Genomic DNA, 11,105 nt, shown 5'->3' on the forward strand with positions numbered 1-11,105 from the left:
GCCTGGGAAAGAGCAAATGAAGTCGCCAGCGTGTCGGAGCCGGCAAAGTGCCGGTCGGTCAGCAGTACCGCGCGATCTGCGCCATAAGTGAGCGCCTTGCGCAGCGATTCCTCGGCCATGGGCGGACCCATGGTGAGCACCGTGACCTCGCCGCCATGGTGGTCGCGCACTTGAAGGGCCTGTTCGAGAGCAAACAGGTCGTAAGGGTTGATGATGGTCGGCACGCCTTGGCGCATGATCGTGTTCGTCACCGGATGGACGCGGATCTGCGCCGAGTCCGGGACCTGCTTGATACAGACTACGATGTGCATAAGGTCTCTTTAGCTCCGATCGCATGTGAGCATGACGTTTCGCCTTTCTTCCAAGCACCAATCATGCCAACCGGTTGTGGTCCAACAAGCCCATGAAACTCAAGGCGATCTTCGGTTCACGGCATGCCGGCCGCGTGACACTGTTGTCGGCTCCAGGACATGCAATTGTCGCAACCGCGCCACACGTGTCGCTTCCCGATGGCTCAAGACCGAGTCCTAATGGCACAAAGCTGCGGCCAGGCGCACGCCCCTAGCGCGGGAAGAGGAAAAGTGTGTACGGTTTTCCGCCCGCATCCCGCGCTAACCCATTAGAATCGATCACGTTCATGGTTTTAGGTCGATCGGACCTAAAATCATCGTGATCTCGTCGGGTCGCGCCTCAAGCACCGTAAAGATCCGAAACCGGCGTGGCGGTTGCAAACTCCGCACAGGCGCGTTCGAGCGCGCCGCTCGCACCGGCGGCGGCCACCACGGCGCCGAGATCGGAAAAGCCCTGCTCGGCCAGTTTTGTCGCATCCGCTTCATGATGGGAAGTCCATGAGGTATTTAGCACCTTCGGATTATTAGGTGACGTCGAGGATCTCCAAGACGTCCTCGACGGAGCCAGAGGAGGAGGCCATGCCGGGGCAGTTGAGCAGCAATTGTATGGGTTCGCCCACGGCGCCGCCGTGACTCTTTGTGGAATTTGGTAACCCGCAAACGGATTGCCATTGCCGGAGGTCCTGGGGACGCGCTCGAGTAGTCCTTTCTCAAAGCGGTCTCACTCCAACGCGAGTTCGAGGGCTTCGCCCAGACCTACTATGCCGGGCGTTTTTTTAGTGCCCGCGCGCCGGTCGCGCTCCTGGTACCCTGATTAGAGCGTGAAAGGGTACCCCACGCTTCATGTAGAGTACCCGACGCCCTTCGGGCGACAGAGCTTGTGTGCGAAAAGCGCCAGCATCAAGTAGCTTGCCTGATCCTTCTCGTGATGACGTCGCATTCTCGTTCCTCTGTGTTTCTGCGATCAACCGAAGGACTTCCCGCAGGCGCAGTTCTCTCGTGCGTTGGGATTGTCAAAGACGAATCCGGGGGAATTGACACCCGTGGTGAAATCCAGCGTCATGCCGCCGACATGAGGTTGAGAGGCTGAGTCGATGAACACCTTGACCCCACCCGCCTCAATGACAGCGTCGCCCTCGCGTGACTCGCTGTCCAAGCCCAGGTGGTATTTGAAGCCCGCGCAGCCGCCCGCTTCCACTTTGATGCGCAACCCATTCGCCGGCTCGGAAGCCTGGGAAAGCGCGAACTCTATTGCAGCAATGGCACTATTGGTGAGTGTTATCATGGGTTCGTTCTCCTGGTTTCGAGTTGCTTGCGAACGATGCACCTTGTGTGCCAACGAGAAACCATCATGAAAACAACGCGATGTTCAAATACGGCCATGTCGCTTGTACGACACAGTCGTAGTTGCGACATTGAGTGATGAGCCGAGTTCGTGTGAGGCTCTTCACGGCCTGCCGAGCATCGCCGTTTAATCCTCTGCAGCGCTGCTGAGACATCCGGCGCGGGAGGGTGGATGCCTCGTCGTTACGAAGGCTTTTGCCGTGGCAGTTCGTCTTCATACCGCAATATGAACTGCTACGACGCAAGTCCTTCATGTCGGTATACATAAGACGGATGCTCCTCTTGCGAGCGCAAGTTCGATCACGACATCAGTTGTGATGACAGGCTCGCTCATGAGGAAGTCTTCTTCAATTGTTCGATTCCGTGCTCGAAGAGCGGCATAGCAGGAAACAGTATTTCAGTGAAATCGATTATCTCGATGGCCGACATTAGCTCTCTGGATCAAGAGGTCGTCCGCGAGCGGTCCGGCAAGTCACCTTGAGCGCCGATTTCCTGGCGGCGCGGAATTCATCAAAGTGCGATGGACGAGGCCGTTCACTAGCGAGCCAATAGGTGCGGGCGGGGTTCGCTTCAGCACCTGGGCTCCGCAGGATCAGACCGGAGAGCTCGCGCGGCAAACATCAAAGTCTAATCGGGACCGTTGGAAGAGGCGGTCGCGGTATCGAGAGTCCTCAGCGTTTCAAGAATGTTCTGCGGAGAAGATACTCCATAGGGATCGGACTCGCAGTTGTCCAAGAGACCTCCTTCTTCGAACCATCGCTCCACCACGCCATCATTGACCACGGCAGCGTAGCGCCAAGAGCGCATCCCGAAGCCAAGATTGTCCTTTGCAACCAGCATGCCCATCTTGCGAGTGAATTCGCCCGAACCATCCGGGATAAGCTTCACCTTCTCTACGCCCAACGCCTTTCCCCACGCATTCATGACGAAGGCATCGTTGACTGACAGGCAGTAGACCGATTCGATTCCCTGCTTCCGGAATTCGTCGTAAAGTTTCTCAAAATCGGGCAATTGTTGAGTTGAGCAGGTCGGCGTGAACGCACCGGGAAGCGAAAACAGAACGACGCGCTTGCCGCTGAAGTAATCCTCGGTTGTTTTGACTTCCCACCGGTATGGATTTGGTCCCCCTATTGTCTCGTCGCGAACGCGCGTGTGAAAGGCAACGAAGGGGATTCTCTTTTTCACAGGCATTATGCATTGCTCCTTCGGAAAAGAACTGGGGGATGCGCCGCCTCTGGATCCTCTGGCGAAGCACTGTTACTTGATAGTCAGCTCGTCGGCCAACGAGCAGACAGCAAGCGCCGTGCCACTTTAGATCCAAGCCGCAACAGCACTGCTTTGTTGCGGGCATCGCCATGTTGGTGTGCGCGTACTGGCCATTGGCTTAAACTCACGCACACGCACCTTCTCGAGGCTCAACCCAGCGGCAATAGCTGACAGTGCTTGTGCGTCCAACGCGACCGCCTGCAAAACCGATATTTCAGGAGCTTGGCGAGTCGGCGGTTCCGCGTTTCCCATTGATAACCCGGCGGCTGCTTTTGTCAGAGAACCGACATCTCATGTCGCCTTTGTCGTCCTCCCGACATGGCCGCATTCCCCCTACTTCCTGCCAGACCTTCGTTTAGTCCTTGAATGGAACCCACAAAGTTAACTCTTCAGCTCGAGCAGGCTCGATTGGCACGAGTCTTGAAACGTCTCCAGGGGCCACGATTGCCGTGCAGTCATCTCGCGGGTGCCCGGGGTGTGGAACGGAAATAGGGAAGGAAGGAAGGGAACATGTCAAATCTAGCTCAAGTCCGCGCTCTGTCGAAAGGGAGAGCAACAGTCGGAATCAGAATGACCGATCGGCCCGGTTGGCGACAGTTATCCGAATTGCTGGACCTCGGACCCTGGCCGCCTGTAGACATCGAAATGGATTTCGATCAGTACGTGCTTGCATGTGTCCTTTCGCGTGCACTCGAGGAAATCGATGCTGGCGAGGCAACTGCGACAGAGGCAACTGGCCTTTCGCAAATAGAGCTGCGGGACGTCCTGAGCCACAGTTTCCCCGCCCCAACTATTCACGTTTTTCGCTTGGAAGAGGTAAGCGATCCGGAGCCCGGCCCCGAAGAGGAACTTCTGCGCGGTCTGTTGCTCGCGCATGCGCGAGCGGGCGATTCGGCGAGCGTGCGCTTCGCCAAAATCATAGCCCGCCGTACCTTGCGCCACGACCATCTCTGGAAGGAGCTTGGCCTTTTTGATCGAGTCGAACTCAGCCGATTGCTCGCCAGCCATTTCCCGACGCTTGCGGCCGGCAATACCCAGAACATGCGGTGGAAGAAGTACTTTTACCGCAAGCTCTGTGAGGCTGAGGGCTTTTCGCTGTGCACGGCGCCTTCTTGCCAGCAATGTGAGGAATTGGAGAGCTGCTTCCCTGAGGAAGGCGAAAGTTGTTTCGCCTGTAGGACAAGTAGGAGGAGACCTCGAGCTTAAGCGCCGCCTAAGCCGGCTGTAAACCGCTGGGAGGCCTTTTCATCATTTCAGCATGCTCGAATTTCGAAATATGCATGCGCCAAGTGGAGGATATCATCTTGATCGCAGAACATCCCGCGGAGGTCAGCCGCAAGACACCCCTCTATAGACATCTGTATGTCCAGGTCCTCGCGGCGATCGCCGCGGGCATCCTGCTTGGGTATTTCTATCCGGATGTCGGCACCAAGATGAAGTCGCTCGGCGATGCTTTCATCATGCTCGTCAAGATGATCATCGCGCCGGTTATCTTTCTGACGGTCGCGACCGGCATTGCCGGCATGACCGACCTCGCCAAGATCGGCCGCGTCGCCGGCAAGGCAATGATTTACTTTCTGACCTTCTCCACCCTCGCGCTCATCCTCGGCCTCATCGTCGCGAATATGGTCCAGCCGGGTGCGGGCATGCACATCGACCCGGTCTCGCTCGATATGAAGGTGGTCACGAGCTATGCCGAAAAGGCCCATGAGCAGTCGGTCACAAGCTTTCTCATGAACATCATTCCGACGACGCTGGTCGGTGCTTTCGCAGAGGGCGAGATCCTGCAGGTACTGTTGATCTCGGTCCTCTTCGGAATTTCGCTGGCGATGGTCGGCAAGAAGGCGGAACCCGTCGTCGATTTCCTGCACGCGCTCACGTTTCCGATCTTCCGTCTGGTGACAATCCTGATGAAGGCCGCCCCGATCGGCGCCTTCGGTGCGATGGCCTTCACCATCGGCAAGTACGGCGTAGTCTCGATTGCCAATCTCGCCATGCTGATCGGCACCTTCTATCTCACGTCGTGCGTTTTCGTCTTTATCGTGCTCGGCGCGGTCGCACGCTATAACGGCTTCTCGATCTTCGCGCTCATCCGCTACATCAAGGAAGAACTGCTGCTCGTGCTCGGCACGTCCTCCTCGGAAGCGGCGCTGCCGGGGCTGATGAACAAGATGGAGAAGGCCGGCTGCAAGCGCTCGGTTGTCGGCCTCGTCATTCCGACCGGCTACTCGTTCAACTTGGACGGCACCAACATCTACATGACGCTGGCGTCGCTCTTCATCGCCCAGGCGACCGATACGCCGCTCTCCTATGGCGATCAGATCCTGCTGCTCCTCATCGCCATGCTGAGTTCGAAGGGGGCAGCTGGCATAACCGGCGCTGGCTTCATCACGCTTGCCGCGACGCTCTCCGCGGTTCCCTCCGTGCCGGTCGCCGGCATGGCGCTGATCCTCGGCATCGACCGCTTCATGTCCGAGTGCCGGGCAATTACCAACTTAATCGGCAATGCGGTCGCAACGGTCGTGGTGGCGAAGTGGGAAGGCGAGCTTTCCCGGGAGCAGCTTGCAACCGCCCTTGCAGGCAAGGCGCCGATCCATACCATGTCGGCGGTTGTCAAGCCAGCGGAGTGACGCCGTTGACCGCAAGTGCCGTTTTGCGCCGCCTATTTCGCAGATCGCGCCCTTGATGCTCACGAGGAGACAAAGCGCGATTCGTGTAGAATTTTCCCGGTTGATTCCGCTCAGATCTTCGGCGGCCCGCGCAGCTATGAGAGTGACTGAAGGAGAAAGCGAGTGAAAATCAACCCCATTCCAGATCATGTTCCGCCCGGACTGGTGCGGGACTTCAGTCTTTTCACGTCGCCTGGCATGGCGCCGACGCCTAACGGGGATCCGCATGCCGCCCTGGCTTGCGTTCATGATGGCCCACCGATCTTTTACTCTCCTTCCAACACGCGCGATGGACGAGGTACCTGGGTCATAACACGCGCGAGAGACCAGCGCCGGGTCCTGCAGGATACAGAGACCTTTTCCAGCCATCGCAGCATCTTCGCCTCCGCACTGGGCGAACACTGGCCGGTCATCCCCCTCGAATTGGACCCCCCGACCCATGGCATGTTTCGTGCACTGCTAAATCCTTTGTTCTCCTCCAGGCGGGTGTTGGCACTGGAGCCGACTATCCACGAAAGGGCAGGCGCGCTGATCGACGGCATCGCGAGAGAGAAAACTAGCTGTGACGTCATGAAGGATTTTGCCTTGCCCTTCACGGTCAGCGTTTTCCTCAGCTTTCTGGGTCTTTCGCAGAGGCGATCCGAAGTACTTGTTGGCTGGGTAAGCGATTTGCTCCACGGTAACGCGGACAAGCGAACGGCAGCAGCCCGGTCGATCGTGACCTTCATTGATGAACTTGCAGCCATGCGCCGCAAGGCGCCGGCTGTCGATTTCATGACCTTCGTGGTGCAGGCGAAAATCGAGGGCCGCTCCTTAACAGAAGAGGAAGTCCGTGGCATCGGTGTGCTTTTCTTGGTCGCGGGACTTGACACGGTTGCCGCCGCCATTGGCTTTGACATGGCCTATCTTGCACGCAATCCAGAGCACCAGGAGTTGTTGCGAAACGAACCGGATCGGCTCGTGCTCGCCGCTGAAGAATTGCTGCGTGCCTATTCAACCGTTCAGATAATCCGCGTGGCCACGAAGGACATCGAGTTCGAAGGCGTGCCTATACGTAAGGGTGATTATGTTTCCTGTGCCACGATGATTGCTAATCGAGATCCGTCTGAATTCGAGTGCCCCAACACTATCGACCTGGCACGACAGGGTAACCAGCACACCGCCTTTGGCCATGGCCCACACCTTTGCCACGGAGCGCATCTTGCACGGCGAGAAATTGTCATTGGTCTACATGAATGGTTAGCGCGCATCCCAGCTTTCCGCATCAAGGAAGGTACGGCGCCGATTGCTCATGGCGGCCATGTATTCGGGATTAATAATCTCATCCTAACTTGGGCCTGATCGGTCACGCGAGGCGGTAGCAAAGAAGCGACGCTCGCTCCCAAGCCTTCATCGCTCGCCGCTTCCTTCACACTCACCCCATCATGATAAATCAAGCAAGCATAACCAACTTATTCGACCGAGAAGCAATCCGCGACTGTCTCCATCGCTACTGTCGAGGGATCGACCGGGCAGACGAGGCTGCATTGCGCAGCTGCTATTGGCCCGATGCACATGACAATCATGGAAGCTACTGCGGCTCTGCCGCGGGGTTCATTCAGCTTGCACTTAGCGTTTTCGAAACCCAGCCGCGCAACATCCACCAGCTTGGAAACATAATGATTGAGTTCCTCGGCACGACAGAGGCCGCCGTCGAGAGTTATTTCACCGCACTGCAGCGCGCTCCCGACAAAACAGGCGCGATAAAGCAGGTGCTCCTGTGCGGACGCTACTGTGATCTGTTTCACAAAAGGGAAGGGGAGTGGCGCATCGCCGAACGGACCGTGGTCTATGATTGGGTCGAGAAACAGAGGCCTCCGAAATCCTCGGAAACAGAGCGGTTCGGTCCTCGCCAACCGATTGGGGCACCGCATCCGAATGATCCCGTTTACGAGCTTTCGAAGCGGCGCGCTGCTGCGAACAATCATCCAAAGGACCTGATCGGCAGTGGAGAAGAAGAACCATGATACGACTGCGCTATCCTGCGTTTCCTCGAGGCAGCACCCGTGCAGTGAGGACACGCATGGACGATCGCCAGGTTCAGCCTGGGCAGGTCATCGTCGTCACAGGTGCCGCAGGGGGTATCGGCCGTGCGCTGGTCGATACATTTGCCGCGAATGGAGACATCGTTGTCGCGGTGGACCTCCCGGACAGCGGCGTAATTGAACTTGGCCACGAACTCGGCCAGCCCCATCTCGGCCTTGAGCTCGACCTGTCGCGAGAGCACGATGTCATCGCATTTGGTGCCCTTCTGGAAAAACGATTCTCCCGGATTGGAGTGCTCGTCAATAATGCGGGGATTGGGCCGACCATGGCTGAGACCGCCGATACCCCTGTCGAAGATTTTCAACGCGCTCTGGCGGTAAACCTCGTCGGGCCGTATTCGGTGGCGTGCGAAATTGCGAAGCTGATGAACCCTGGCGCTGCCATCGTCAATGTCGCTTCGCTGGCTGGGCTGCTCGGCAACCCGAAGCGCAATGGCTACGCCGCTTCGAAAGCTGCTCTGACCTCAATCACCAAATCGCTGGCATGCGGATGGGCTTCGCGCGGCATTCGCGTGACAGCGGTAGCGCCCGGTTACGTGCGCACGCCTATGCTTGCCGAATTGGAACGCTCCGGCAAGCTCGATGTCAGCGCAATCAGACGTCGCGTACCGATGGGCCGACTGGCGCGTCCCGACGAAATCGCGCGGGCCGTGCGCTTCCTGGCGAGCGCACAGGCGAGTTACATAACCGGGTCGACGCTCGTGGTCGATGGTGGCTGCATGTCATTCAACCAGCCGGGTGGTGCCCACCAGGCTCGGGACAGGACGCCGGGAGCAGAACTCATACGCCCGGTCGAGGACACCGATGCGCGAACAGTAGTCGTCATGGACGGCGCGAAAGGCATAGGCGCGGCCATCGCTCGGCGGTTTGCCAAGAACGGCGACACGGTTGTGATCGCTGACGGAGACGGTGGAGAAGCGGTAAAGCTCGCTGGCTTGCTCGGCAGCAAACACCTGCCAAGGCGCGTGAACAGAACCGCCGAAAGCGAGGTAGTCTCGCTCTTCGAAGAATTGCGGGAGCGCTTCGGCCATATCGACGTCTTCGTCAACGGCATGAATGACACGCTCGTCCCAGATATCGAGCAGTCGCCGGAAGTCCTCAAGCACATACTGGATGTCAATCTTACTGGCGCCTTCACCTGCGTTCGCGAGGCCGCTATATCGATGCGCCCTGGCAGCGTAATCCTCAATCTCGGGTCAAGTTTCAGCCTTTCACCGCTCGCGCCGGGTCACGCCTACAGCGCATACAATGCTGGCATAGACATGCTGACCCGCTGCACGGTGGCCGAACTCGCGCCATTTGGTATCCGCACAGCCACAGTCGCTCCAGGTCACATCCGCACATGTGCTGCCGGCGGGCTGGCAAAGGTAGACGGCATGGATTCTGCATCGCTTCGACAGCGGATTCTTTTAGGCAGGGTCGGGGACCCAGAAGAAGTCGCCGAAGCTGCATACTTTCTGGCCTCTTTTGATGCTTCCTACATCAACGGCTCAATCCTGCACGTGGACGGAGGCTTGATCTCGTCCAGAGAAGCGGCGTGGGGCAGCGAAGTCGGTGGAGAAATTTCGACGGAGAGGAGGACACGGCGCCGGCCCGCGACGCGGCGGCGGCTTCTCTCTCCCTGATGCATTGCACGCTTTTAGCTCTTGGCGCTCCGGTAACTCTGGGCGCTCTGGACGCAAACGGACCATGAGCATGGTCATCGAAAACGTTCGCGTTATTCGAGGCGCGACCGCCACGAGCGGCGGATCCCTGATCTTAAAACAAGGAGACCCCATGGAGTTCGCAACGTTTATTCTAGCTGCCCAGCGTGGCTATCATCAGTCTCCCGATAGCGTCATCCGCAACTCGATCGAGCAGGCAATTCTTTCGGAGCAGGCTGGCTTCAACACAGCCTGGTTCGCCGAGCACCACTTCAACAACTACAGCCTCGTCCCGTCGCCGTTACTGATGATAGCCCACTGTGCCGGATTGACGAGCACCATTCGCCTCGGAACCGCAGTCTGCGTGCTCCCGCTCTACCAACCGCAGCGTCTGCTAGCGGAAATCGGCTTTGTCGACGTCGTTGCGAACGGTCGGCTCGAACTCGGCGTTGGTGCGGGATACCAGCAGTTCGAATTCGACCGCTTCGGCGTCAATATAGATGAGGCGCCAGCCGTCTTTTCGGAATATCTCGACATCCTGCTCAAAGGTCTAAAGCAAAAGATCTTCTCTCACAGCGGTCGCTACATGCAGATACCCCCGACGGCGATTTCGGTGCGCACCCTCCAAAAGCCGACCCCGCCGATCTGGATTGCTACCGCGTCCTCCAAAACGGTGGCCCGAGCCTATCGTGAGGGACACAACCTTTTCGTCACGGCCCTCCATGACGGCTTAGAAACTCTGGGGTTGCTGCGTGGCATCATCCAGACCGCCGCGGGATCCGCGGGCAAGAAGGTCCGCGACGCCAAGATATCGCTGCTGCGGTGCTGCTATGCCAGTGATGATGGAGCGGAAATCAATAACTATCTCGATAACGCCCGCTTTCAGCGCCGGCTGTCCGAGGCACTGCATCAGCGTCGGCAACAGAGTCAGGACGGTTATATGTTGGAGGAGATGCCGACGCATCAGGATCTATCGTTCGATACTATGCGCAAGAACCTGCCCATTGGCAGCATAAATCGCGTGATTGACCGCCTTCTGGAGGAGATCGATGTCTTGAAGCCGGACCAGATTGCAATTCAGACCCAGTTGGGGGATTTGAACCAAAAGACGATGCTGCGCCAGATAGAGCTCTGGGGAGACAGGATCATCCCAGCAGTCCAGAAGTCTCTCGGGCAGGCGGAGGCTTGAAGTTGCACCGTCCTGACCTTTAGGTCAGCTCACTTTCTCAGGCGCCATCAGAGTGCCCGGCAAGTTTAAATTCGACGCCGCAGATGTCGGCACAGATTACAGCTGAACTCTTCGTGAAGCAGTGGCTCGTGGGCGTGATCGGTCGCATACACATTCATGCGCGGATAAGCAGGCTTCCGGCGGCAGTGCTCAGTCGAGCTCCGCTGGCTGAATTCAGTCGCGATCTTAATCGGGTGAGGGCCGGGAAACCCATCTGAAGCAGATTGATCGGACGGCGGACACATCCAGCTGCCAAGGCCCCCGAGAAAAGTTCCCAAACCCGGCGCCTTGTTCCTGATTGGCGCTATCGTCTTGTCGGCTCCTAACGGCCGATAGGCAACGCTCTACGACAATTGCTGGTTACAATTGTCGGCTCCGCGACACAGGCTTGCTTTTAAGTGCGGGTGATCGCTCTTTGATCCAAGCGGCTGAGAAATCGGCAAAAATCGATCGCCGTCGTTCCGCTCCACCGAGTTGGCACGGGTCTTGTAGGCATTCCTGCGCAGGCGGCGGAAGCTGCC

The 11,105-nt window shown here is 58.0% G+C and carries 9 protein-coding genes and 1 pseudogene; 6 read left to right on the forward strand and 4 right to left on the reverse strand.

The genetic code is table 11. From position 1 onward, the window contains the following. From CO676_RS33325 to CO676_RS33340, 4 genes and pseudogenes are all read right to left on the reverse strand, one after another. Nucleotides 1-311, reverse strand: a pseudogene (locus CO676_RS33325) (nitrogen fixation protein FixA); the annotation flags it as partial. A 379-nt stretch (nucleotides 312-690) separates the two neighbouring features. Next, entirely contained in the window at nucleotides 691-864 is a 174-nt protein-coding gene (locus tag CO676_RS35615; protein ID WP_179875756.1) for a hypothetical protein, read from the reverse strand. A 450-nt stretch (nucleotides 865-1,314) separates the two neighbouring features. Then, nucleotides 1,315-1,635, reverse strand: a complete 321-nt coding sequence (locus CO676_RS33335; RefSeq protein WP_097524197.1) for an iron-sulfur cluster assembly accessory protein — start codon at nucleotides 1,633-1,635, stop codon at nucleotides 1,315-1,317. 686 nt (nucleotides 1,636-2,321) lie between these two features. Next, complete coding sequence (locus tag CO676_RS33340; RefSeq protein ID WP_085043965.1) at nucleotides 2,322-2,885, reverse strand: peroxiredoxin; 564 nt, start codon at nucleotides 2,883-2,885, stop codon at nucleotides 2,322-2,324. Nucleotides 2,886-3,530: 645 nt separating this feature from the next. On the opposite strand from CO676_RS33340, the gene CO676_RS33345 reads away from it, so the two are divergent. The 6 genes from CO676_RS33345 to CO676_RS33370 all read left to right on the forward strand — a co-directional run bounded on the left by CO676_RS33345 (nucleotide 3,531) and on the right by CO676_RS33370 (nucleotide 10,545). Next, nucleotides 3,531-4,166: a nitrogen fixation protein NifQ gene (locus tag CO676_RS33345; protein WP_245424638.1), complete on the forward strand. Its 636-nt coding sequence runs from the start codon at nucleotides 3,531-3,533 to the stop codon at nucleotides 4,164-4,166. A 74-nt stretch (nucleotides 4,167-4,240) separates the two neighbouring features. Then, nucleotides 4,241-5,590 carry a dicarboxylate/amino acid:cation symporter gene (locus tag CO676_RS33350; protein ID WP_179875757.1) on the forward strand — a complete coding sequence of 450 codons (1,350 nt, stop codon included), beginning with the start codon at nucleotides 4,241-4,243 and terminating at the stop codon, nucleotides 5,588-5,590. A 162-nt stretch (nucleotides 5,591-5,752) separates the two neighbouring features. Further along, the gene (locus CO676_RS33355; RefSeq protein ID WP_097524199.1) at nucleotides 5,753-6,970 is read left to right on the forward strand and encodes a cytochrome P450; all 1,218 of its coding nucleotides are present in this window, start codon (nucleotides 5,753-5,755) and stop codon (nucleotides 6,968-6,970) included. A gap of 83 nt (nucleotides 6,971-7,053) precedes the next feature. Beyond that, nucleotides 7,054-7,635 carry a nuclear transport factor 2 family protein gene (locus tag CO676_RS33360; RefSeq protein WP_245424640.1) on the forward strand — a complete coding sequence of 194 codons (582 nt, stop codon included), beginning with the start codon at nucleotides 7,054-7,056 and terminating at the stop codon, nucleotides 7,633-7,635. Nucleotides 7,636-7,691: 56 nt separating this feature from the next. Next, the gene (locus CO676_RS33365; RefSeq protein ID WP_097524200.1) at nucleotides 7,692-9,338 is read left to right on the forward strand and encodes an SDR family oxidoreductase; all 1,647 of its coding nucleotides are present in this window, start codon (nucleotides 7,692-7,694) and stop codon (nucleotides 9,336-9,338) included. Between the two features lie 151 nt (nucleotides 9,339-9,489). Then, nucleotides 9,490-10,545, forward strand: a complete 1,056-nt coding sequence (locus CO676_RS33370) for an LLM class flavin-dependent oxidoreductase (RefSeq protein ID WP_097524203.1) — start codon at nucleotides 9,490-9,492, stop codon at nucleotides 10,543-10,545. Nucleotides 10,546-11,105: the final 560 nt, after the last annotated feature.

The sequence above is a fragment of the Sinorhizobium sp. BJ1 genome, from assembly GCF_002531555.1.
Lineage (GTDB): Bacteria > Pseudomonadota > Alphaproteobacteria > Rhizobiales > Rhizobiaceae > Sinorhizobium > Sinorhizobium fredii_B.